The sequence below is a fragment of the Streptomyces sp. NPDC040718 genome (genome assembly GCF_055593565.1).
Genome location: NZ_JBVIXO010000001.1, coordinates 880,707 through 903,571, shown reverse-complemented (window position 1 = coordinate 903,571; position 22,865 = coordinate 880,707). Strand labels below are relative to the sequence as shown.

Genomic DNA, 22,865 nt, shown 5'->3' with positions numbered 1-22,865 from the left:
GGCCGTCAGCCCGGCCCTCGGCCCGGCCCTCAGCCCAGCCGTCCGCCGAGCCGTCCGCCGAGCTTCCTGCGCAGGCGGTGCACCGTCCGCCGGACGGCCGGGCTCCGCGGCAGGAACGACAGCTGCGCCGGGATCCCGCCCGGCAGCCCCAGCGTGGTCAGCCGGCGGCGGCCGAAGTAGCGCCGGGTCTGCGGGTCCAGGTGCCGCGCGAGGTGGGCCTCCGCCTCCGCCCGGCGCCCGGCCAGCACCCTGGGCTGCATCGTGAACCCCACCGCCGCGACGAGCCCGGCCAGGTCCGCCGGCGGATCCTGCGCCGGCCCGTGCAGGTCCGGGACCAGCGCGTCCACCAGCGTCAGCGGGATCCGGTTGCTGTTCTGGTACGGGGCCAGCCGCGCCAGCAGCGCCGCCGTCCCGGTACGCGCCACCGGGATCCCGTACAGCGCCCGCGCCGTCAGCAGCCCCGTCGAGAAGCAGCCCGCCACCAGCGCCGGGCGCAGCCGCTGGTACAGGATCTCGGCCGGCACCGGCGCGTCCAGCACCGTCAGCCGAGCCCCGAGCCGCTCGGCCTCGGCCCGTGCCCGCCGCCAGTACGCCGCCGGGGCGCTCGGATGCGGTTTGAACACCAGCTCCCGGTGGCCCCACTCGAAGGCGCCGCGCACCATGTCGGCGTGCAGCTCCTCCTCCTCGTCGGGGGACATCAGGTCCAGCGCCGACAGGTACTGGCCCAGCAGCACGGCGGGCGGTTCCTCCTCGCGGGGCTCGTAGCCGAGGGCCGACCCCTCGGGCAGGTCCGCGAGCTCCGCCAGGACCTTCAGCAGCGCGGGCGCCGGGACCACCTCCCCCCGCACCCCGAACTCCGTCAGGAGCAGCGGCTCCAGCCCCGGCACCAGGTCCGGGTGCAGCACGCGGCGCACCCGCATGCCGATCTGCGGGTCGAGCCGGAAGCGGGTGGGCCCGTACGACATGAGCCCGTCGGCGTAGACGTCGACCGCCGCCCCCGGGAACAGCCGGCACAGGCTCTGCGCGGGCGGCACCTGGAGGGACTCCACGACCAGTTCGACCCGGTCCGCGCCCAGCCCCCACAGCGCGCGCAGCTGCCGCTCCCACATCGGCACGTCCTCCGGGCGGGGGGCCCAGCCGCTGGGGTGCTGCGGGGCGATCACCGCGTTCCAGTCGAGCACCTCGTCGAAGCGGGTGCGCAGCGCGCCGAAGCCCGGCAGGGCGTCGAGCCCCGGGGTGATCTCGGGGGTGAGCGAGTGGTTGCTGGTCAGCAGGATCCTCCGGCCGGCCGGCGGGAAGGCGCCCGAGTCGAGGGCGGCGGCGAGGGTGGCCGTCCCGTAGAGGGTGGAGGCGAGGAAGACCTGCGTGACGTTCACGAGGCCGCCCCCGCCACGTGGGCCCCCGCGGCCCGCCGCCGGCGCCGCAGTCCGCGGAGCAGGGCGGAGCGCTCGGCGTCCATGGAGCCGATGACCCGGTCCAGGACCGGGGCGGGCATGCGGCCGAGCGCGGCCGCGCTCATGGAGCGGAGTCTTTTCGCCACGGCCGGTTCGAACCCCTCGATGGAGCCGATGTGATGGGCGATAATCGCGCAATACGTCCGGACGGCCTTGGGGATCAACAGTTCGTATTCCCGGTCGGTCGCCACGTCCGCGAGGACCTGGTCGAATGCGCGAATGAAATCGAGCCGGCGCTCGTCGCCGATCTGCGTCAACGAGGTGGAAACGCCCCGACGGTAGAAAACCCCGGGCAGGCCCACCGCCGCGAAGGAAGCGGCCTCCCGGTGCAGCCGCCAGATCCACGGCCGGTCCTCCGCCGTCCGCAGCCCGTCGGTGAAGTGCAGCAGCCCCCGGTCCAGCAGCCGCCGGTGGTACATCCCCGCCCAGGCGTACGGATAGTCCACCGCCGTGGCCCGCGAGACCGGCAGGATCCCGGCGCGCGGATCGCCCACCACCATCTCGGGCCCGTACGGCACCCGCTGCACGGCGCGGGTCCGGCCCGTCACCTGCACGTGGTCGGTCCGTACGAAATCGCAGCCCAGAGCCTCGATGGCGGCCAGGGTGCGGGCGAGGTGGCCCGGCGCCAGCCAGTCGTCCCCGTCCAGGAAGGCGACGTACTCCCCGCGCGCCGCGTCCAGCCCCGTGTTGCGGGCGGTCGCCAGGCCGCCGTTGCGGTCCCGTCTGAGGTGCACCGCGCCCGGCAGCCCGCCGGCCGCCGCACGCTCCAGCAGCTCGGCCGTCCCGTCCGTGGAACGGTCGTCGACCAGCAGGAACTCGAAGTCCCCGCGGGCGTTCAGTTCGAGACTCTTCAGGGCATCCGGTGCGTACGTCTGCACGTTGTAGAACGGCACGACAACAGAGAGCTTGAGCACCCGCGAGACAATAGGGCGCACCCCGGCATTCACCGTGGACCGGATGCGGATTCCATGTGAACTAAACGGGGCGGGCGCGTTAACCCGTACGCTTTCGCATTTCGTCGACTGGTTGTTAACCCGCCGTTGTGCGCTCGTTGGGCCGAACACCGGAAATGCGGAATAGCTTCTGCCGGGTGCCAGTGCCATTCAGAAGCAGCCGGGACGATCAACGTATCGCCGTACTCGCCGATTCCGACACACGCTGGAAATGGGGCGCCCTCACCGCCCGCCGCCTCGCCCCCGCGAACCACCGGGTCACCGGCTACCTGCTGCGCGGCCGGGCCACCCCCACCGCACGCCAGCTCGGCGAGGCGGGCGTCGGAGCGGACGCCGCGCCCGTGGAGGTGACCTGTGCCGAGTTCCTCGGGGAGCTCGCGGGCGGGCGGGAACGGTACGACGTGGTCGTACTGGCCCTCGTCGGCGGCGCCGTCCAGGCCGTACTGCACGGGGCCCGCGCCCTGTGGCCCGAGCCCGCCGCCCGGCCGGTGTTCGTCACCGGGTACGTCGGGGTCGTCTACGAGAAGCTCGCCGACGGGCTGCTGCTGCGGCACGGCGCCGACCTGGTCCTCGCCAACTCCCGCCACGACGCCGCCCGCTTCCGCGCCGTGTACGAGGGCGCCGGCGCCGACCCGGACGCCGTCACCGAGACGGCCCTCCCCTTCCTGGACGGTGCGCCGTACGAACCCGCCGGGATCCGCACCCACCGGGTCGTCTTCGCGGTGCAGCCCTCGGTACCGGAGAGCCGCGCCGACCGCGCCTACCTGCTGGGCCGGGCCGCCGGCCATGCGAGGCTGCACCCGGACCGCGAGGTGCTGGTCAAGCTGCGCAGCCGCCCGGGGGAGCACACCACCCACCTGGAGGAGCACCCCTACCAGCGCCTCGCCGAGCGCCTTCCCGGCGGGCTCCCGCCCAACTGCCGACTGGTCTACGGGCACATGGGCGAGGTGCTGGACACCGCCGACCTGCTGGTCACCGTCTCCTCCACCGCCGCCCTGGAATCCCTGCACCGGGGCATCCCGACCGCGGTCCTCACCGACCTCGGCATCCGCGAGGCCCTGGGCAACCAGCACTTCCTCGGCTCCGGCTGCCTGACCTCGTGGGACCACCTGGACCGGGGCCTCCTCCCCGGGGCCGACCCGGCCTGGCTGGCGGCCCACGGCGTCCCGGCCCCGGGCAGCGCCGACCCCCACGCCGCCGCGCGGGAGCGCCTCGACGGGCTGCTCGGGGCCGACCGGCTGCCGCCGGTGGACCCGTACTACACGCTCCGCACCGCCCCCGGGTACCTGCCCGGGATCCTGGCCCGCCAGCACCTCGCCCCCGACGGGACCCCGCTGCCGGGCGCCGTCCGCCAGGACGGGTCGGCGGCCCGGCGGTGGCTGCGGGCGCACCTGCGCGACGCCGCCCGGGGCGCCTACCGGCACGGGGTCCAGCGCGTGGCCCCGGCGATCCGCAGGCTGGGCGAGCTGTGAGGGTCCTGGCCGTGATCCCGGCCCGGGGCGGGTCCAAGGGGGTGCCGGGGAAGAACACCGCGCCCGTCGGCGGGGTGCCGCTCGTCGCCCGCGCCGTACGCGCCTGCCGGGACGCGCCCACCGTCACCGACGTGGTGGTCTCCACCGACTCCGGGTCCGTGGCGGACGCCGCCCGCGCCGCCGGGGCCCACGTGGTCTCCCGGCCCGCCGCCCTCTCCGGGGACACCGCCACCAGCGAGGCCGCCGTCCTGCACGCCCTGGACGCCTTCGAGGAGCTGAACTCCCCCACCGTGGACGTGGTCCTCCTGGTCCAGTGCACCAGCCCCTTCCTCACCGGCCCGGACGTCGAGTCCGTCGCCGCCGCCGTGGCCTCCGGCGCCGCCGACTCCGCCCTGACCGCCGCCCCTTTCCACGGCTTCCTCTGGCGCCGCGCGGCCGACGGCGCCGGGAGCGGCGTCAACCACGAGGCCGCGTACCGCCCCCGCCGCCAGGACCGCCCCGAGGAACTGCTGGAGACCGGCGCCGCCTACGCCATGACCGCCGCCGGCTTCCGCGCCGCCCGGCACCGCTTCTTCGGACGCACCCTCCCCGTCCCCGCCGACCCGGCGCGGGTCCTGGAGATCGACGACCCCCACGACCTCGCCCGGGCGCGCCTCCTCGCGCCCCTGTTCGACACCCCGCACACCGCCCCGCCCCACACCCCACGCACCGAGCGAAGGACACCACCCGCCATGACGGTCGCCACCACCGAACCCCGCCTCCGCACCTTCGGCCCGCGCGTCGCCGGCCCGGGCCGGCCCGTCTACGTCGTCGGCGAGATCGGCATCAACCACAACGGCGACCTCGGCACCGCCTTCGCCCTCATCGACGCCGCCGCCGAAGCCGGATGCGACGCCGTCAAGTTCCAGAAGCGCACCCCCGAGATCTGCACCCCCCGCGACCAGTGGGACGTCGAACGCGACACCCCCTGGGGCCGCATGACCTACATCGACTACCGCCACCGCGTCGAGTTCGGCGAGGCCGACTACCTCGCCATCGACGAGCACTGCGCCCGCCGCGGCATCGCCTGGTTCGCCTCCCCCTGGGACACCGAGGCCGTCGCCTTCCTGGAGAAGTTCGACCTCCCCGCCCACAAGGTGGCCTCCGCCTGCCTCACCGACGACGAGCTGCTGCGCGCCCTGCGCGCCACCGGCCGCACCGTCGTCCTCTCCACCGGCATGTCCACCCCCAAGCAGATCCGGCACGCCGTCGAGGTGCTCGGCAGCGACAACATCCTCCTCTGCCACGCCACTTCGACGTACCCGGCGAAGGCCGAGGAGCTCAACCTGCGCGTCATCAACACGCTCCAGGAGGAGTACCCCAACGTCCCGATCGGCTACTCCGGCCACGAGACGGGCCTCCAGACCACCCTGGCCGCCGTCGCCCTCGGCGCCACCTTCGTCGAGCGGCACATCACCCTCGACCGCGCCATGTGGGGCTCCGACCAGGCCGCCTCCGTCGAGCCGGGGGGCCTGGCCCGCCTGGTCCGCGACATCCGCACCATCGAGACCGCCCTCGGCGACGGCGTGAAGCGCGTCTACGCCTCCGAGCTCGGCCCCATGAAGAAGCTCCGCCGAGTCCAGGGCACCCTCCCCGCCCCGGCAACGGTCTGACCCGGCCGCAGCCCCCTCCACCCCCGAGCGGAGTACGTGGTGAACCCTTCCGCCCCCACCCTGGCCCTCGTGGAGAGCCCGGTCCAGCTCCTCAACGTGCTGGAGTGGGCACACACCCGGCGCGGGCGCGAGCCCCTGCTGACCGCCGTCCCGGCCCAGCCCGGCCCCCTCGCCGAGCGCCGCCGGCCCGACCCGCGCACCGTCGCCGACCGGCTGCGGATCGTCGTCCTGCCGCCCACCGACCCCATGTCCCGGGGACAGCTGCGCCGGGTCGCCGGGATCGCCCGCGACGAGGGGTACGCCGTCCACTGGCAGGAGGCCCGGGGCGGCTCCGGCGCGCCCCTGCGGGCCCTGGCCGCCCTCGGCCCGGCCGTGCGCCGCGTCGAGCGGATCGTGGTCGGCGACCCCTTCTCCCGCTTCGTCCAGCTGCTGCTGACCCCGGCCGCGGCCGCCACCGAGATCGTCGTCGTCGACGACGGCACCGCCACCATGGAGTTCGTCGCGCAGCTCGGCCGGGGCGAGCGGCTGCGCCGCTGGCACCGCACCGGCGGCGGCGCCCTGTCCCGGATGCGCGAACTGGCGTACGCGCCGGTGTCCGGCACGGCCCGGCGCCGGCTGCGGCCGGGGGAGGGGCGCCGCGTGGAGCTGTTCACCTCGATGCCGGTCACCCCGCTGCCCGGGACCGAGCTGCGGGTCAACGACTTCGCCTGGACCCGCGCCCGCTTCGGCCCGCCCCGCCTGACCAAGGGCACCGACCTCGTCGGCACCTCCCTCGTGGAGACCGGCGTCGTCGACCCGGCCCGCTACCTGGAGGCCGTGTGCGCCCTGACCCGGGAGCACGGCGTGACCCGGTACTTCGCGCACCGCCGGGAGACCCCGGAGAAGCTGCGCGCGCTGAGCGGGGCGACCGGGCTGGAGATCGTACGGCCGGACCTGCCACTGGAGCTGATCGCCCGTCGGGGACCGGTGGGACGTACGATCGTCAGCTTTCCGTCCACGGTCGTCCACACGCTGCCGTACGCGCTCACCGGCACTGGCGTGACGGTGGCGGTATGCGGTATCGACCCCGCCTGGCTCGCCCCCGGAGCCTCGCCCAGGGCCCGCGGCTTCCTCGCGGGCGTCACCGACACCGCTCGTGATGTGCGCAGACTCCCCGCACGGAGTGCCCCCGCCGCCGGATGAGCGCGCGAGTTTACCCCCGGCCGCAACCGGTCATGCGTCCAGAGGTCGCTTTTCTTTCCCCTAAGGGCATGAACTTTTGGTGATCTCCGGACAGTTGACCCATCCGTGCGCCTACCCTTCAACGGGTGAACCAGTTGATGTCCCGCGAGCCCCAGACCGCCCTGCCCGGCAAGCCTGTCCGGCCCGAGCTGCCCGGCAAGCTGCCGGACCGGCTCCGTGCCGAACTGATCGCCTTCCGCCGGGACTTGCACATGCACCCCGAGCTAGGACACCAGGAGTTCCGTACCACCGCGGCGATCAAGGCCCGGCTGGAGAAAGCCGGCCTGCGACCACGCGTCCTGAAGTCCGGCACCGGGCTCATCTGCGACGTCGGCACCTGGGACGGGGGACGGCCGATGCTGGCCCTGCGCGCGGACATCGACGCCCTTCCCATCCCCGACGCCAAGACGCACGTCTCGTACCGCTCCACCTACCCGGACCGCGCCCACGCCTGCGGACACGACGTCCACACCACCGTGGTCCTCGGCGCCGGCCTGGTGCTCGCCGAGCTCGACCGGCAGGGCCTGCTGCCCCGGCCGGTGCGGCTGCTCTTCCAGCCGGCCGAGGAGGTACTGCCCGGCGGGGCGACCGAGGCCATCGAGTCCGGGGTGCTGGACGGCGTCGGCAAGATCATCGCGGTGCACTGCGACCCCCGGGTCGACGCGGGCATGATCGGCCTGCGGCCCGGCCCCATCACCTCGGCCTGCGACCGCCTGGAGGTCACCCTCGCCGGCCCGGGCGGCCACACCGCCCGCCCGCACCTGACCACCGACATGGTGACGGCCGCCGCGCGGGTCGCCGTCGACGTGCCGGCCCTGCTGGCCCGCCGGATGGACGCCCGCTCGGGCATGTCCGTCACCTGGGGCCGGATCGAGTCCGGGCACGCCTGCAACGTCGTCCCGATGCACGCCGAGCTCTCCGGCACGGTCCGCTGCCTCGACCTGAACGCCTGGTACGAGGCGCCGGACATGATCCACGCGGCCATCGACGAGGTCGCCACGATGCACGGGGCCAAGTTCGAGATCAACCACGTGCGCGGCGTGCCGCCCGTGGTCAACGACCCGGTGGTCACCGAACTGCTCCGGGAGGCCATGGGCGCCCGGCGCGGCCCCGAGTCGGTGGAGGACACCGAGCAGAGCCTCGGCGGCGAGGATTTCTCCTGGTACCTGGAGCACGTCCCCGGCGCCATGGCCCGCCTCGGCGTCCGCCGCCCGGGCGACACCGCCAAGCGGGACCTGCACCGGGGCGACTTCGACGTCGACGAGTCCTCGATCGGCTACGGCGTCGAGTTCTTCACGGCGGCCGCCCTGCTCGACGGCCGCCGCAACGGCGCCGTCACATCAAAGATCGGGTAAAGCTCCATACAACACCGGCGGGTCGCCCGTCGGCGACGTCCAGCCCTTGGTACACAAGGGCTGGACGACTGTCCCGTTACCGATCGGTCACTGTCCGGTTCGCGACGATCCGATAACGACTCATGAACGGGCCTTTAACTGACATCTACGCGCGTTACGATCGCCGCGAAACCAGCGCCGGTCGTGGCGCTTCGGTCAGGTTTTGAAGGAGCCTCCCCTTGCGCCGGATCACCAGGATCGCCACCGTGGGCATCGCGTCCGCGGCGCTGGCCCTCTCGGCCACCGCCTGTGGCGGAAAGAAGTCCTCGGACAGCCCCTCTTCCGACGGCAGCGCGTCGTCCTCGGCCGCGGGTGCGGCCATCGCGTACGACATCGGCGGTCGTGGTGACCAGTCGTTCAACGACGCCGCCTACGCGGGCCTGGAGAAGGCCACGAAGGACCTGAAGATCAAGCCCGCCGAGGCGGAGCCCACCGAGGGCGAGAGCGAGGCCGACAAGGTCCAGCGCCTCACCGAGCTGGCGCGCAAGGGCAACAACCCGGTCATCGGCGTCGGCTTCGCCTACGCGCCGGCCATCAAGAAGGTCGCGGCGAAGTTCCCGAACACCACGTTCGGCATCATCGACGACACCTCGGTGACCGAGAAGAACATCGCCAACCTGGTCTTCAACGAGGAGCAGGGCTCCTACCTGGCCGGCGTCGCCGCCGCCAAGGCGTCGAAGAGCGGCACGGTCGGCTTCATCGGCGGTGTCGAGGTTCCGCTGATCAAGAAGTTCGAGGCGGGCTTCGCGCAGGGCGTCAAGGACACCAACCCCAACGCCAAGGTACTGACCAAGTACCTCTCCCAGCCGCCGGACTTCGGTGGCTTCGCCAAGCCCGACCTGGGTAAGGCCGCCGCCAAGGGTCAGATCGACGGTGGCGCCGACGTGATCTACGCCGCCGCCGGCCTCGCCGGCTCGGGCGCCATCGAGGCCGCCGCGACCTCCGGCAAGTGGGCCATCGGTGTCGACTCCGACCAGTACAACCAGGCCGGTCTGTCGAAGTACAAGGACAAGATCCTGACCTCGGTCACCAAGGACGTGTCCGACGCGGTCTACAACCTGATCAAGTCGGTCAAGGACGGCAAGCCGGAGTCCGGTGAGGTCCGCTACGGCCTGGACAAGGACGGCGTCGGCCTGGCCGACTCCAACCCCGAGTACAAGAACATGGCCGACCTGATCGCCGCGGTGGACAAGGCGAAGGCCGACATCATCGCGAAGAAGATCACCGTCAAGACCACGCCGTAACGGCCTGTCTGACACTCGACGCGGTCTCCGGGGTCCGGGAAGCGGTCTCAACCGCTCCGGACCCCGAACCGCGTCTTCGCCCCTAGTCCGTGACCACTTGTGGCCAGTTGGCCGCAAGTTTTCACTTCCGACAGTGCTACGCGCGTAGAGGCATCGTGGACGCGATACCTTCTCTCCCCGCCCTGTCCTCCTGCCGAGCCACTTGGCTTTTCCAGCTCCTTCCGCGCCAAGGAGAGTGCGTCATCAACGCGTCCAGCCCCCCTCTCGCCGTAGAACTGCACGGCATCACCAAGCGTTTCCCCGGCGTCGTCGCCAACAAGGACATCGCCATCTCCGTCCGCAAGGGCACGGTCCACGCCCTCATCGGCGAGAACGGTGCCGGCAAGTCGACCCTGATGAAGATCCTCTACGGCATGCAGAAGCCGGACGAGGGCACCATCGCCATCGACGGGGAGCAGGTCTCCTTCAACAACCCCGGTGAGGCCATCGCCCGCGGCATCGGCATGGTGCACCAGCACTTCATGCTCGCCGACAACCTCACCGTCCTGGAGAACGTCGTCCTCGGCGGCGAGAAGCTCTACGGCATCGGCTCCAAGGCCCGCAAGAAGATCAAGGAGATCTCGGACGCGTACGGCCTCGGCGTGCGCCCCGATGCCCTGATCGAGGACCTCGGTGTCGCCGACCGCCAGCGCGTGGAGATCCTCAAGGTCCTCTACCGCGGTGCCAAGACCCTCATCCTCGACGAGCCGACCGCCGTGCTCGTGCCGCAGGAAGTGGACGCGCTCTTCGACAACCTGCGCGAGCTCAAGGCCGAGGGCCTCACGGTCATCTTCATCTCCCACAAGCTGGGCGAGATCCTGAAGGTCGCCGACGACATCACCGTCATCCGCCGCGGCACCACGGTCGGCACCGCCGACCCGAAGACGGCGACGACCAAGCAGCTCGCCGAGCTGATGGTCGGCAGCGAGCTGCCCTCGCCGGAGACCCGCGAGTCCACGGTCACCACGACGCCCATGCTGGAGGTCGACGGCCTGACCGTCGCCGACGCGGGTGCCGTCGTCACCCCCGAGACCTCCACGAGCGCCCTCGGCGACTCCGACACCGACCTGCGCGAGCCCGCCGTGGCCGGCCGCCTGCTGCTCGACGGGATCACCTTCACGATCCACAAGGGCGAGGTCCTCGGCATCGCCGGTGTCGAGGGCAACGGCCAGACGGAGCTGATCGAGGCCCTCATGGGCATGGTCAGCCCCGACGCGGGCGTCATCACGCTCGACGGTACCGACATCACCAAGATGGCGGTGCGCAAGCGCCGCGAGGGCGGCATCGGCTACATCCCCGAGGACCGCCACCGCCACGGCCTGCTGCTGGAGTCCCCGCTCTGGGAGAACCGCATCCTCGGCCACGTCACCGAGGCGCCCAACTCCAAGCGCGGCATCCTCGACCCGAAGGCCGCCCGCAAGGACACCGAGCGGATCGTGCGCGAGTACGACGTCCGCACGCCCGGCATCGACGTCACCGCGGCCTCGCTCTCCGGCGGCAACCAGCAGAAGCTGATCGTCGGCCGCGAGATGAGCCACAACCCGAAGTTCCTCATCGCCGCCCACCCCACGCGCGGTGTGGACGTCGGCGCGCAGGCGCAGATCTGGGACGCGATCCGCGAAGCCCGCCGCGAGGGCCTCGCCGTGCTGCTGATCTCCGCCGACCTGGACGAGCTGATCGGCCTGTCCGACACGCTGCGCGTCATCTACCGCGGCCGCCTGGTCGCGGACGCCGACCCGGCGACGATCACCCCCGAGGAGCTCGGCACCGCCATGACCGGCGCCGCCACCGGGCACCTGGAAGCCACTGACGACCACTCCGCCGAGGTCGACGGCGACACGACGGAGGACGAGGCCCGATGAAGAAATTCGACAAGGACCGGCTGCTTCTCGGCTTCGCCGGACCCGCGCTGGCACTGGTCAGCGCCTTCGTACTCAGCATGATCGTGCTGGCCGCGTCGGGCGTCGACCCGATCGAGCCGCTGCGCATCATGATCGAACAGTCCGGCTACGAGGACGTCCAGGTCCTCATCGTGAACCAGGCCGGCACGTACTACCTGGCAGCCCTGGCCGTCGCCATCGGCTTCCGGATGAACCTCTTCAACATCGGTGTGGACGGCCAGTACCGCCTCGCGGCGATGGTCAGCGCCCTGGTCGGCGCGGCGGTCACGCTGCCCGGCCCGCTGCACATCCTGGTGATCGTGCTCGTCGCCATGCTCGTCGGCGCCTTCTGGTCCGGCATCGCGGGTGTCCTCAAGGCCAAGCGCGGCGTGAGCGAGGTCGTCTCGACGATCATGCTCAACGCCATCGCGACCTCGCTGATCGCCTGGCTGATCCTGCCGAAGAACCTCGGCGTGCAGCCCGTCGGCTCCAACGACCTGACCACCGGCGACATCCCGGAGTCGGGCTGGTTCCCGGGCGTCGAGATCGGTGACGGGATGGAGATCTACGGCTTCACCTTCATCGCCTTCGCCCTGGGCATCGTCTACTGGTTCGTGCTCAACCGCACCCGGTTCGGCTTCGACCTGCGCGCCACCGGCGCCAGCGAGTCCGCCGCCCAGGCCTCCGGCGTGGACGCCAAGAAGATGATCATGACCTCGATGCTCATCTCGGGCGCCGTCGCCGGTCTGGTCAGCATGCCGCTGCTGCTGGGCGAGTCCCACACGTACAACCTGTCCTTCCCGGCGGGCATCGGCTTCACCGGCATCACCATCGCGCTGCTCGGCCGCAACAACCCGGTCGGCATCTTCTTCGCCGCGCTGCTGATCGCCTTCATCGACAAGGCGTCCGCCGGCCTCGACACGGCCGGCTACGCCAAGGAAATCGGCACGATCATGAAGGGCCTGATCGTGGTCGCCGTGGTCGTCAGCTACGAGCTCGTCCGCCGCTACGGCATCCGCCGCCAGCAGCAGAAGGTCGGCGAGGAGCTGGCAGCCGGCCACGCCATCAAGACCGAGAAGGAGGTCGCGGCGTGAGCGCCAGCACCGTTTCCACGACGAAAGCCGCGCCCAAGCCGGGCGGCCGACGCAAGCTCACCCTGCCCTGGATCCTGCTGATCATCGCGGGCGGCCTCGCGCTGGTCTCGCTGGTCCGGGTCATCTCCGGCGCGAACGACCTGACCTCCGTCGGCCAGGTCTCCGGCGCCCTCCAGCTCGCCGTGCCGATCGGCCTCGCGGGCCTCGGCGGCCTCTGGGCCGAGCGGGCCGGCGTGGTCAACATCGGCCTCGAAGGCATGATGATCCTCGGCACCTGGTTCGGCGCCTGGGCCGGCTACCAGTGGGGCCCCTGGACCGGCGTCCTGATGGGCATCGTCGGCGGCGCCATCGGCGGCCTGCTGCACGCGATCATCACCGTCACCTTCAACGTCAACCACATCGTCTCCGGTGTGGCGGTCACCATCCTGGCGACGGGCTTCACCCAGTACCTGTCGAACTTCACCTTCGACAAGGCCGAGGGCGGCTCCTCCAAGCAGTCCCCGCGCATCGAGCCCATCACCGAGATCACCATCCCGGGACTCTCCAGCGGACTGGAAAGCCTCCAGGCCAAGCACTGGTTCCTCGTGTCGGACATCGCCGGCGTCCTCGGCGGCCTGGTCACCAACCTGTCGCTGCTGACCATCGTCGCCGTGCTGCTGATCCCCGCCACCTGGTGGGTGCTCTGGCGCACCGCCTTCGGCCTGCGCCTGCGCTCCTGCGGTGAGAACCCGGTCGCGGCGGAGTCCCTCGGCGTCAACGTCTACAAGTACAAGTACATCGCCGTGATCGTCTCCGGCGGCCTGGCCGGCCTCGGCGGCGCGTTCCTCGCGATCGTCTCCACCGGCATCTACCAGGAGGGCCAGACCGGCGGCCGCGGCTACATCGGTCTCGCCGCGATGATCTTCGGCAACTGGATGCCGGGCGGCATGGCGCTGGGCGCGGGCCTCTTCGGCTTCACCGACAGCCTCAAGCTGCGCGGCGGCGCCGAGAACGTCCACGCGATGCTGCTGCTGATCGCCATCCTGCTGGTGCTCGCCGTCGGCTGGCAGCTGTACAAGAAGAAGTACCTCCAGGCCGGCATCGCCGCGGTCTGCGCCGCCGGGCTCTTCGCCTGGTACGCGGCCACCGACCAGGTGCCCAGCCAGTTCGTGGACGCCGCCCCGTACGTCACGACGCTGCTCGTGCTCGCCCTGTCGGCGCAGCGCCTGCGGATGCCGAAGGCGGACGGCATGCCGTACCGCAAGGGCCAGGGCAAGTGACCCCGGCCCCGGCGGTGGACTGGGAAGCCCTGCGGACGGCCGCCCGGGACGCGATGACCCGGGCGTACGCCCCCTACTCGGGCTTCCCGGTCGGGGTCGCGGCCCGGGTCGACGACGGCCGCGTCGTCACCGGCTGCAACGTCGAGAACGCGAGCTACGGACTCGGCCTGTGCGCCGAGTGCGGCCTGGTCTCCTCCCTCCAGGCCACCGGCGGCGGCCGGCTCACGCACTTCACCTGCGTGGACGGCAAGGGCGCGATCCTCGTACCGTGCGGACGCTGCCGCCAGCTGCTCTACGAGTTCGGCGGCCCGGAGCTCCTGGTGGAGACACCGGACGGGATCCTGCCGCTGAGCGAGATGCTGCCGCAGGCCTTCGGGCCCGACCACCTGAGATAGCCGTACGACGGCCCTCCGCCCTGCCGGGCGGAGGGCCGTCGCCGCTCTCGCCCCCTCCTCGAACACTCCTTGAACCTCCCTCCCTCATCTCTATGCGCGTAGAAGGAAGTCACCTCATGGACGTCATCTCCGTCATCCGGACCAAGCGGGACCGCGGTGAGCTGAGCCCCGAGCAGATCGACTGGGTCATCGACGCCTACACCCGCGGGATCGTCGCCGACGAGCAGATGTCGGCGCTCGCGATGGCCATCCTGCTGAACGGCATGAACCGTGCCGAGATCGCCCGCTGGACCGCCGCGATGATCGCCTCCGGCGAGCGGATGAACTTCGACTCCCTCTCCCGCCCCACCGCCGACAAGCACTCCACGGGCGGCGTCGGCGACAAGATCACCCTCCCGCTCGCCCCGCTCGTCGCCGCCTGCGGCGCGGCCGTGCCGCAGCTGTCCGGCCGAGGCCTCGGCCACACCGGCGGCACCCTCGACAAGCTGGAGTCCATCCCCGGCTGGCGCGCCCTCCTCTCCAACGAGGAGATGCTGAACGTCCTCGACACCACCGGCGCCGTCATCTGCGCCGCCGGCGACGGGCTGGCCCCGGCGGACAAGAAGCTCTACGCCCTGCGTGACGTCACGGGCACCGTCGAGGCCATCCCGCTGATCGCCTCCTCGATCATGTCGAAGAAGATCGCCGAGGGCACCGGCTCCCTCGTCCTCGACGTGAAGGTCGGATCCGGCGCCTTCATGAAGAACATCGAGGACGCCCGCGAGCTGGCCCGCACCATGGTCGGCCTCGGCACCGACTCCGGCGTCAAGACCGTCGCCCTGCTCACCGACATGTCCACCCCGCTGGGCCTGACCGCCGGCAACGCGCTGGAGGTCCGCGAGTCCGTCGAGGTCCTCGCCGGCGGCGGCCCGGCCGACGTGGTCGAGCTGACCATCGCCCTCGCGCAGGAGATGCTGACGGCCGCCGGCATCAAGGACGCCGACCCGGCGAAGGCCCTCGCCGACGGCTCCGCCATGGACGTGTGGCGCCGGATGATCTCCGCCCAGGGCGGCGACCCGGACGCGGCCCTGCCGGTCGCCCGCGAGCAGCACGTGGTCACCGCCTCCGCCTCGGGCGTCCTGACCCGCCTCGACGCGTACGCGGTCGGCGTCGGCGCCTGGCGCCTGGGCGCGGGCCGCGCCCGCAAGGAGGACCCGGTCCAGGCGGGCGCGGGCATCGAGCTGCACGCGAAGCCGGGCGACACGGTCACCGCGGGCCAGCCGCTGATGACCCTGCACACGGACACCCCGGAGAAGTTCGAGTACGCCCTGGCCTCCCTGGAGGGCTGCCACGACATCGCCCCGGCGGGCACCGCGTTCTCGGCGAAGCCGATCGTCCTGGACCGCATCGCCTGACCCCTGGCCGGAGGAGGGGCACAACACCGCTGCGCGGAGCCTGCCCCTCCCCACCGTTCCCGCCCCGAACGCCGGCGGGGCGGGAGGTGCGCTGCGCGCACTCCAGCCCCGCCGGCGTTCGGGGCGCTGGGTGCACCTCCCAGCGGTAGCTGGGGGAGGGTCTGGGGGGGGCGGAGCCCCCAGGGAACGGGCGAAGGGCGGGTGGGGGAGCTCGCCCCCCCCGCGCAGCGGCACCGCAGGGCCCGCCACCGATGAGTTCCGCGGCAGCGGACGGTCATTCACCCGTGGAGATCAGAACCCTGGCCCTGGAGGGCCCCCAGCCGGACGTAACCACCCTCTGCGCCCGCGTCCGCGAGGCCTGCCGCGACGGGCCGGTGACCTGTGACGTCCGCCGCGTCGGCAGGCCCACCCTCGCCACCGTCGACGCCCTCGCCCGCATGGCCCTCACCGCCCGCCACCACGGCACCCCCTTCACCGTCACCGGCGCCGACGCCCGGCTAAGGGCCCTGCTACACCTGGTCGGCCTCAGAGAGCTCCTCGGGCAGCCCGAACAGCGGGAACCACCGCGCGGTGTCCAGGAAGGCGTTCAGCCCGACGATCCGCCCCTCTGACACCTCCAGCACCTGGAGCGCCCACGGCACGTGCCCGGGCAGGCCGTCCTCCCGCGGACGGTACTGCCCGAACGCCGGCAGTCCGTTCGCCGTGGTCGGGACCAGCCGCGAGCCCTTGCAGCCGATGCCCTGGTTCAGGTGCCACGCGGCGATGTCCGCCGGCCCCCGCAGCCACAGGTCGAACGGCGGCATCGACAGCACCGCGTCCTCGTGCAGCAGCTCGGTGAGCCGCGAGATGTCGTACGTCTCGAAGGCCGACAGGTACTGCTCCAGCAGCTTCGCCTGCTCCGCGTCCAGCGGGTCCTTCGGCTCGCTCGGCCGCAGCGCCTGCCCCGAGAGGGTCGCCCGCGCCCGCTGGAGCGCGCTGTTCACCGACGCCACCGACGTCTCCAGGAGCTGCGCGACCTCGTCCGCCTTCCAGGCCAGCACCTCCCGCAGGATCAGCACGGCCCGCTGCTTCGCCGGCAGGTGCTGGAGGGCCGCGACGAAGGCCAGCCGGACCGACTCCTTCGCCAGCGCCAGCTCCGCCGGGTCGGAGGTCTGCGGCAGCACCCGCCCGTCCGGCACCGGCTCCAGCCAGGTCACCTCGGGCCGCTCGTTGAGCACGGCCGAGGCCTGGTGCTGCGGCGCGGACAGGTCCATCGGGCGGGCCCGCTTGTTCCCCGCCTTCAGCAGGTCCAGGCACACGTTCGTGGCGATCCGGTACAGCCACGACCGCAGCGAGGAGCGCCCCTCGAACTTCTCGTGGGCCCGCCAGGCGCGGACGTACGTGTCCTGCACCGCGTCCTCGGCGTCGAAGGACGAGCCGAGCATCCGGTAGCAGTAGCCGGTCAGCTCGACGCGGTAGCGGTCCATCGCCGCGTCGAGTTCCGGTGACGAGGTAGCAAGGTCGCTCATGGCAGCCGTCCCCCAAGTGGTTTCCGTCCCTTCGGAAACTACCCGAGGGGTCCGACAACGGCAGCCGGAGCGGGCGGGAACGTCAGGTCCCGGGCTTGCGCCCGTACACGTAGACGTCCTCGCCGTTGCCCAGCATGTTCCAGTAGGCCTTCGCGTCGGTCGTCGTCATGTTCACGCAGCCGCCCGAACCCGGCGGGTTCCACATGCTCTTGGTGACCGAGTGGAAGGCGATGCCCCCGTCGAAGAACTGCGAGTAGGGCATGGAGACGTTGTAGATCGTCGACCAGTGGTTGATGGACCGGTAGTAGATCTTCTTCAGGCCGGTCCGCGTCGGCGTCTCCGCCTTGCCGGTGCGCACCGGCACCGGACCGTACTTCAGCGCCGACCCGTCCTGGATCCAGCTGAGCTGGCGGGTCAGGTCGACGCACGCGATCCGCCCCAGGTTGGTGGGGCACTTCCCCTCGGCGTTCGGGTTCTTGCCCGCCGCCCGCTGCGCCAGCATCGTGCTCATCGTCTGCCAGGTCAGCGGGCCGGCGTACCCCATGGTCGGGGTGATCCCGTGGGTGGCCTGGAAGGACTGGATCGCCGTGCAGTCGGCCGCCGACTGCACCCCGTCCACCGGCCGCCCGAGGAACTGCTCGACCTGCCGCTGATAGGGCCCGGTGGTCACGTTGCAGGCGGCGGCCTGAGCCGTACCGCCCCCCGCGACCACCAGGGGCGCCGCCAGCGCCAGAGCCCCGCCGAACACCACCGCAGCCCGCCGCCGCGCGCGCACGCGTATCGCCGCCATCCGGTCCTCCCCTGCCTCGCCCGCACTGTGGGGGCGCCAATGCCTCCCAAGCTAGAGCGAGTTGCGCACGCCGCACAGACCTTGAACGGAGTTGGCCGCAGCGGGTCCGCCGAGGGCCGCCGGCGGACCGGTTCCTAGACGGTCGGCAGCGGTCAGCGGTCAGCGGTCAGCGGTCAGCGGGCCGCCGCGGCCCGGGCGCCCGGGGCGAGCAGCCGGCGCCGCTCGGCGCGGGCCGCGTGGGACCCGTACAGGGTGATCGAGACGACGCCCAGCACCGCGAGGAGCGCGATCCCGACCGTGGCCGCCCACCCCGAGGCGTGGTACGCCAGCGCGCCCAGGGTGCCGCCCGCGCTGGAGCCGAGGTAGTACGCGGACTGGTACAGCGCGGAAGCCTGCGCCCGGCCCGTCTTCGCCGTCCGGCTCACCGCCGCCGACGCCACCGCGTGCCCCGCGAAGAACCCGGCCGTGATCAGCACCAGCCCCGGCAGGACCAGCCACAACGAGTCCCCGAGCGACAGCAGCAGCCCCAGCGCGGTCGTGGTCACCGCCAGGTACAGCGCCCCGCGCCGGCCCGCCCGGGCCACCAGCTGCCCGGCCGCGGCCGAGGAGACCGTACCCACCAGGTACACCAGGAAGATCGACCCGACGACACCCTGGCCCAGCGAGAACGGCGCCTCCACCAGCCGGTACCCGATGACCGTGTACACGGCCCCGAACACGGTCATGAACAGCGCGCCGATCCCGTACAGCCGCAGCAGCAGCGGATCGCGCAGGTGCCCGGCGACGGTACGGCCCACCGCGCGCGGGTTCAGCGACGCCGGCCGGAAGAACCGCGCCCGGGGCAGCAGCACCAGGAAGGCCACCGCGCAGACCAGCGCCATCACGCCGACGGCCAGCAGCCCGCCGCGCCAGCCCCACAGCTGCGCACCCCACCCGGTGACGATGCGGCCGCTCATGCCGCCGATGGAGTTGCCGGCCACGAACAGGCCGATCGCCCCGACCAGCGCCTTCGGCTTGACCTCCTCCGCCAGGTAGGCCATCGCGGAGGCGGGGATCCCGGCGATCGCGGCGCCCTGCACCGCGCGCAGCGCCACCAGCCACTCCAGGCTCGGCGCGAACGGCACCAGCAGGCCGATGCCGACGGCGACCACCATCGAGCAGGTCATCATCCGGGTCCGGCCGAACCGCTCGGACAGCGCGCTGAGCGGCAGGACGAACAGGGCGAGCGCCCCGGTGGCCGCGGACACCGTCCAGCTGGCCTGACCGGCCGTCACGCCGAAGCCGGAGGAGACGGCGGGCAGCAGGGCCTGGGTGGAGTAGAGGAGGGCGAAGGTCGCCAGTCCGGCGGCGAAGAGCGCGAGGCTCATCCGGCGGTAGCCGGGGCGGCCGGGGGAGTGGGGCTCGGGCTGCGGGGACGACGGGGTGGAGGCACCCGTGGTGACGGGTGCCCCGGTATGAACGGGAGGCATACGTCGACCGTAGGCCCCCCTTTTTCATGCGTCCAATGCACAGAACGCGGATAATCGATCCACTCACGCATCACCACAGCTCAGGGCTTCGGATATCAATGAACCGTTACGAAGAAGACATGGCCGTGACACAAGGCCTGGCCCCCCGCCTCGCCCAGTTCGTGGCGGTCGCCCGGCACGAGCACGTCACCCGCGCCGCCCACGAGCTGGGCGTCCCGCAGTCCACCCTGTCGCGGGCGATGGTCCGCCTCGAACAGGACCTGGGCGTCTCGCTGTTCGCCCGCAAGGGCCGCACCGTCGCCCTCACCACGGCGGGCCGCACCTTCCTCGCCTCCGCCGAACAGGCCCTCGAAGGGATCGCCCGTGCCGCCGGATCCGTCCAGCAGGACGCCGACCCGTCCTTCGGCAAGGTCGCGTTCGGGTTCCTGCACACCCTCGGGCCCGAGACCGTACCCGCCCTGATCCGGGCCTTCCGCGCCGACCACCCGGGAGTCCGCTTCGCCCTGGTCCAGAACTACGGCGAGGCCATGCTGGAGAAGCTCCGCGCCGGGGAACTCGACCTCTGCCTGACCTCGCCCGTCCCGGACGCCCCCGACCTGGTGGCCCGCCGCCTCGACGAGCAGCGGCTGCGCCTGGTGGTCCCGGACGACCACCGCCTCGCGGGCCGCAAGCGCATCCGCCTCGCCGAGGCCGCGGAGGAAACCTTCGTCACCCTGGAGGCCGGCTACGGCCTGCGCCGGATCACCGACGACCTGTGCGCGGAGGCCGGCTTCACGCCCCGGGTCGCCTTCGAGGGCGAGGAGGCCGAGACGCTGCGCGGCCTGGTCGCGGCGGGCCTGGGCGTGGCCCTGCTCCCGCCGCCGCCCGTCCCCCGGCCGGGCGTGGTCGAACTGACGGTGACGGCGCCGCGCGCGGTCCGCGAGATCGGAGTGGCCTGGCTGGACGGCCACCCGGACACCCCGCCGGTGGCCGCGTTCAAACGCTTCCTCCTCTCCCGCCGCGGCCGCCTCATCCCGGAGCTGGAGCCGCCCGCCTAGGCCAGGCCGGTGGTCGCGGTCGTGCGTTCGTGGGAGCGGTGCGGTGTTCGGGTTGCCCCCGGCGCCGGCACGGGCACGGATGTCCCGCGCCGGGAGGTCCGGCGGACCGACGGACAGGAGCGACAGCCATGCCCATGCCCAGACGACGAACGCTTCGGTCCGGGTGGCGCCGGTCGGCACCGGCCCTGGCCGTGGCGTTCACGACCGCCGCGGCCACGCTGGCCGCCGCATCCCCGGCCTCGGCCGCCATCAGCGTCGTGAACTGCCCGACGCAGAACCTCCAGACCGCGATCGACAACGCGGCGTCCGGGGACACCCTGCTGGTCCGGGGCACCTGCACCGGCAACTTCACGATCGGCAAGAGCCTCACCCTCACCGGCTCCTCCGGCGCCACGCTGAACGGCAACAACGCGGGCCGGACCCTCACCGTCAACGGCCCGACGACGGTCCGGGTCGTTCTCTCCGGACTGACCATCACCGGCGGCGCGGGCGTCGACAACGGCGGCGGGCTGTTCAACAACGGCGCCACGGTGACCCTGCAGAGCAGCACCGTACGCAACAACACCTCCACCGAGGCGGGGGGAGGCATCGCCAGCCTCGGCACCACCACGCTGAACGGCAGCACGGTGCGCGACAACACCAGCAAGCTCGGCGGCGGCATCATCAACGGCCCCGGCGTGCTGACGGTGTTCTGGAGCACGGTGCGCGGCAACACCGCCACCCAGCAGGGCGGCGGCATGATCGTCGTCGGGCAGGCGCGGGTGGTCGGCTCGACGATCACGGCGAACACCGCCCTGGGCGGCCCCCTGTCGGGCGGCGGGATCTTCAACTTCAGCAACCTGACCCTCCTCGGCAACTCGATCACCGCCAACACCCCGAACAACTGCTCCTCGACGACCCCCCTCCCGGGCTGCACCACCGTCTGACGTACCCCCGGGCCGGGGCCACCCCTCAGGGGGTGCCCTCGTCCGGGCAGCGGGCCGCTGCCGCCGCGGACAACAAGTACCCGGCTTGGAAGCGGGACTTGGCGCCGACCGCGCGCATGATCTCGGCGATGTGGCGCTGGCAGGTCCGCTCCGACATGCCGAGGCGGCGGGCGATCACCTTGTCCTCCAGCCCGTCCGACAGCAGCCGGACGATCGTCTGGCGCAGTTCGTCCGAGAGGGACTTGGCCGCCTCCGGGCTCACCGTGGTCGGGAAGGGGCGCGCGCCGAGCCAGGAGCGTTCGAAGGCCGCCGTCATGAAGTGGACGACGCTCGGCTCCCGCACCACCAGCGCCGCCCCCTGCCGGTCGGGCACCGCCATGAGGCCGGTGTGCCCGTCGAAGATCAGCATCCGCATCAGCCCGTCGCCGAGGGTCCGCACCTGGGCCCCCAGTGCCGTGACCCGCTCGACGTACGCCGCCGTCGGGCGGGAGTAGCGCGCCGTGTGCTGGTAGATCGTCCGCATCCGGACCCCGCGCGCCAGCAGCGACTCGTCCCGCCCGACGGCCTCCTCCAGGGTCTCCTGCGGCCGGCCCCCGCCCGGCTGCGAGGTCAGCAGCTCCCGTTCGCACCCCGCCACCAGCTCGGTGATCATCCCGCGCACCGCGCCGAGGTCGGTCACCAGCTCCAGCCGTCCCGACCCGCTCAGGTCCCGGTGGGCGGCCCCCGCCTCGTACGCGGGCACCAGCGTCTCCAGCCGCCCGCGCAGCCGGTCCATCTCGTCGTGGGTCTCCCGTACGAGCAGCGCCAGCGGGGCCAGCGCCCGGGCCGCCGCCGCGCGGGGCGCGACCGCGGTCCACCGCTCGGGGCCGTCGCCGTCGGGGACCCGCTGGAGCAGGTGCGCGGCGGCCAGCTCGGTGACGGCCGCCCCCGCGCGGGCCCCGAGGGCGGTGGTGGCCTCGGCGACGGTGAAGGCGTGCCGCTCGACGGCGTACGCGTACAGGCGCCGGGCCGTGGGGCTCAGGTCGTCGGAGGCTTCGGCTTCGGCATCGGCTGGCATATGCACATTCGTCCCTGCCTGTGCCGGTTCGTAAACCCCTCAGGTTCCCGCAAGGCGGCAAGTCGACGCCTGGACCCCGGCTTCCGGCATATGCCGAACAGGCACAGTGGACCCACGGCGCGCGGCCGCGCCGCCCGGGGCCATCCGACCGAGAGGGGACGGAGCGGCAGGTCCCGGAGTTCCGGCGCGGCCCGTGGCGAAGTCCGCCGAGGCGTGCTCAGGCCGGCTTCGCGTAGTTGTCGAAGCCCGTCCAGTCCACCACCACGCACTGCTCGTCGCCGAGCACCCACGCGTCGTGCCCCGGGGCGATCTGCATGAAGTCACCCGGGCCGTACTCGGCGCCCTCGCCGTCGTCCATCACGACCTGCATCCGGCCGGCGGCCACGTACCCCGTGTGCGCCGACTGGCAGCTGTCCGTGCCCGCCAGCGGCTTGATGTGCTCGGACCACTTCCAGCCCGGCTCGAAGACCGCGCGCCCGACCGCCCCGCCGGCCGTCTGGATCAGGTCCAGCCTGCCCTTGCCGTCGGCGAACGGCCGCGTCTCGTCCGCGCTGTCGAAGTTCCTGCGTACCATTCCGGCCATGGCGGACCGCCTCCCGGAGAGCACCCCGAGCCGACCCCGAGTCC

General features: G+C 72.4%; 20 protein-coding genes and 1 pseudogene. 14 read left to right on the top strand and 7 right to left on the bottom strand.

The genetic code is table 11. The features are described 5' to 3' along the window. Nucleotides 1-29: 29 nt before the first annotated feature. Together ACZ597_RS04185 and ACZ597_RS04180 are read right to left on the bottom strand one after the other, a co-directional pair. Nucleotides 30-1,376, bottom strand: a complete 1,347-nt coding sequence (locus tag ACZ597_RS04185; RefSeq protein ID WP_471324642.1) for a polysialyltransferase family glycosyltransferase — start codon at nucleotides 1,374-1,376, stop codon at nucleotides 30-32. Then, nucleotides 1,373-2,368 (bottom strand): glycosyltransferase family 2 protein, encoded by a 996-nt coding sequence (locus ACZ597_RS04180; RefSeq protein ID WP_471324640.1) that lies wholly within the window; start codon nucleotides 2,366-2,368, stop codon nucleotides 1,373-1,375. The genes ACZ597_RS04185 and ACZ597_RS04180 overlap by 4 nt, the downstream gene beginning before the upstream one ends. 155 nt (nucleotides 2,369-2,523) lie before the next feature. Here ACZ597_RS04180 and ACZ597_RS04175 point away from each other — a divergent pair, with 155 nt between their 5' ends. From ACZ597_RS04175 to ACZ597_RS04120, 12 genes and pseudogenes are all read left to right on the top strand, one after another. Then, nucleotides 2,524-3,879, top strand: coding sequence for a DUF6716 putative glycosyltransferase (locus ACZ597_RS04175; protein ID WP_471324639.1), 1,356 nt, complete (start codon nucleotides 2,524-2,526; stop codon nucleotides 3,877-3,879). Beyond that, nucleotides 3,783-4,244 (top strand): annotated as a pseudogene (locus ACZ597_RS04170) (acylneuraminate cytidylyltransferase family protein); the annotation flags it as partial. The gene ACZ597_RS04175 and the pseudogene ACZ597_RS04170, both read left to right, overlap by 97 nt. 366 nt (nucleotides 4,245-4,610) lie before the next feature. Continuing rightward, the gene (locus ACZ597_RS04165) at nucleotides 4,611-5,531 is read left to right on the top strand and encodes an N-acetylneuraminate synthase family protein (RefSeq protein WP_471325149.1); all 921 of its coding nucleotides are present in this window, start codon (nucleotides 4,611-4,613) and stop codon (nucleotides 5,529-5,531) included. Between the two features lie 39 nt (nucleotides 5,532-5,570). Continuing rightward, nucleotides 5,571-6,713 (top strand): hypothetical protein, encoded by a 1,143-nt coding sequence (locus ACZ597_RS04160; protein ID WP_471324636.1) that lies wholly within the window; start codon nucleotides 5,571-5,573, stop codon nucleotides 6,711-6,713. Nucleotides 6,714-6,850: 137 nt separating this feature from the next. Beyond that, nucleotides 6,851-8,107: an amidohydrolase gene (locus ACZ597_RS04155; RefSeq protein ID WP_471325146.1), complete on the top strand. Its 1,257-nt coding sequence runs from the start codon at nucleotides 6,851-6,853 to the stop codon at nucleotides 8,105-8,107. A 218-nt stretch (nucleotides 8,108-8,325) separates the two neighbouring features. Then, nucleotides 8,326-9,390, top strand: a complete 1,065-nt coding sequence (locus ACZ597_RS04150) for a BMP family lipoprotein (protein ID WP_471324633.1) — start codon at nucleotides 8,326-8,328, stop codon at nucleotides 9,388-9,390. 242 nt (nucleotides 9,391-9,632) lie between these two features. Next, nucleotides 9,633-11,291: an ABC transporter ATP-binding protein gene (locus ACZ597_RS04145; RefSeq protein ID WP_471325144.1), complete on the top strand. Its 1,659-nt coding sequence runs from the start codon at nucleotides 9,633-9,635 to the stop codon at nucleotides 11,289-11,291. Next, nucleotides 11,288-12,403, top strand: coding sequence for an ABC transporter permease (locus ACZ597_RS04140; protein ID WP_471324630.1), 1,116 nt, complete (start codon nucleotides 11,288-11,290; stop codon nucleotides 12,401-12,403). The genes ACZ597_RS04145 and ACZ597_RS04140 overlap by 4 nt, the downstream gene beginning before the upstream one ends. Next, entirely contained in the window at nucleotides 12,400-13,662 is a 1,263-nt protein-coding gene (locus tag ACZ597_RS04135; protein ID WP_471324627.1) for an ABC transporter permease, read from the top strand. Before ACZ597_RS04140 ends, ACZ597_RS04135 begins: the two co-directional genes overlap by 4 nt. Next, nucleotides 13,659-14,057, top strand: coding sequence for a cytidine deaminase (locus tag ACZ597_RS04130; RefSeq protein ID WP_471324623.1), 399 nt, complete (start codon nucleotides 13,659-13,661; stop codon nucleotides 14,055-14,057). The genes ACZ597_RS04135 and ACZ597_RS04130 overlap by 4 nt, the downstream gene beginning before the upstream one ends. A 116-nt stretch (nucleotides 14,058-14,173) precedes the next feature. Continuing rightward, nucleotides 14,174-15,451 (top strand): thymidine phosphorylase, encoded by a 1,278-nt coding sequence (locus ACZ597_RS04125; protein WP_471324620.1) that lies wholly within the window; start codon nucleotides 14,174-14,176, stop codon nucleotides 15,449-15,451. Nucleotides 15,452-15,735: 284 nt separating this feature from the next. Beyond that, complete coding sequence (locus tag ACZ597_RS04120) at nucleotides 15,736-16,062, top strand: STAS domain-containing protein (protein ID WP_471324617.1); 327 nt, start codon at nucleotides 15,736-15,738, stop codon at nucleotides 16,060-16,062. Here ACZ597_RS04120 and ACZ597_RS04115 read toward each other — a convergent pair. The 3 genes from ACZ597_RS04115 to ACZ597_RS04105 form a co-directional block, all read right to left on the bottom strand. Next, nucleotides 15,961-16,959 carry a sigma-70 family RNA polymerase sigma factor gene (locus ACZ597_RS04115; RefSeq protein WP_471324614.1) on the bottom strand — a complete coding sequence of 333 codons (999 nt, stop codon included), beginning with the start codon at nucleotides 16,957-16,959 and terminating at the stop codon, nucleotides 15,961-15,963. The two genes, ACZ597_RS04120 and ACZ597_RS04115, sit on opposite strands and share 102 nt — an antisense overlap. A gap of 82 nt (nucleotides 16,960-17,041) precedes the next feature. After that, entirely contained in the window at nucleotides 17,042-17,749 is a 708-nt protein-coding gene (locus tag ACZ597_RS04110; RefSeq protein ID WP_471324611.1) for a L,D-transpeptidase family protein, read from the bottom strand. A gap of 173 nt (nucleotides 17,750-17,922) precedes the next feature. Beyond that, nucleotides 17,923-19,218: an MFS transporter gene (locus ACZ597_RS04105; RefSeq protein ID WP_471324608.1), complete on the bottom strand. Its 1,296-nt coding sequence runs from the start codon at nucleotides 19,216-19,218 to the stop codon at nucleotides 17,923-17,925. 98 nt (nucleotides 19,219-19,316) lie between these two features. On the opposite strand from ACZ597_RS04105, the gene ACZ597_RS04100 reads away from it, so the two are divergent. Both ACZ597_RS04100 and ACZ597_RS04095 read left to right on the top strand, forming a co-directional pair. Further along, nucleotides 19,317-20,255, top strand: a complete 939-nt coding sequence (locus ACZ597_RS04100; RefSeq protein ID WP_471324605.1) for a LysR family transcriptional regulator — start codon at nucleotides 19,317-19,319, stop codon at nucleotides 20,253-20,255. Between the two features lie 128 nt (nucleotides 20,256-20,383). After that, on the top strand, nucleotides 20,384-21,181 hold the full coding sequence (locus ACZ597_RS04095; protein WP_471324602.1) for a hypothetical protein: 798 nt from the start codon (nucleotides 20,384-20,386) through the stop codon (nucleotides 21,179-21,181). A gap of 25 nt (nucleotides 21,182-21,206) precedes the next feature. Here ACZ597_RS04095 and ACZ597_RS04090 read toward each other — a convergent pair whose 3' ends face one another. Both ACZ597_RS04090 and ACZ597_RS04085 read right to left on the bottom strand, forming a co-directional pair. Continuing rightward, nucleotides 21,207-22,238 carry a helix-turn-helix transcriptional regulator gene (locus ACZ597_RS04090; RefSeq protein ID WP_471324599.1) on the bottom strand — a complete coding sequence of 344 codons (1,032 nt, stop codon included), beginning with the start codon at nucleotides 22,236-22,238 and terminating at the stop codon, nucleotides 21,207-21,209. A 217-nt stretch (nucleotides 22,239-22,455) separates the two neighbouring features. After that, the gene (locus tag ACZ597_RS04085) at nucleotides 22,456-22,821 is read right to left on the bottom strand and encodes a cupin domain-containing protein (RefSeq protein ID WP_471324596.1); all 366 of its coding nucleotides are present in this window, start codon (nucleotides 22,819-22,821) and stop codon (nucleotides 22,456-22,458) included. Nucleotides 22,822-22,865 lie beyond the last annotated feature (44 nt).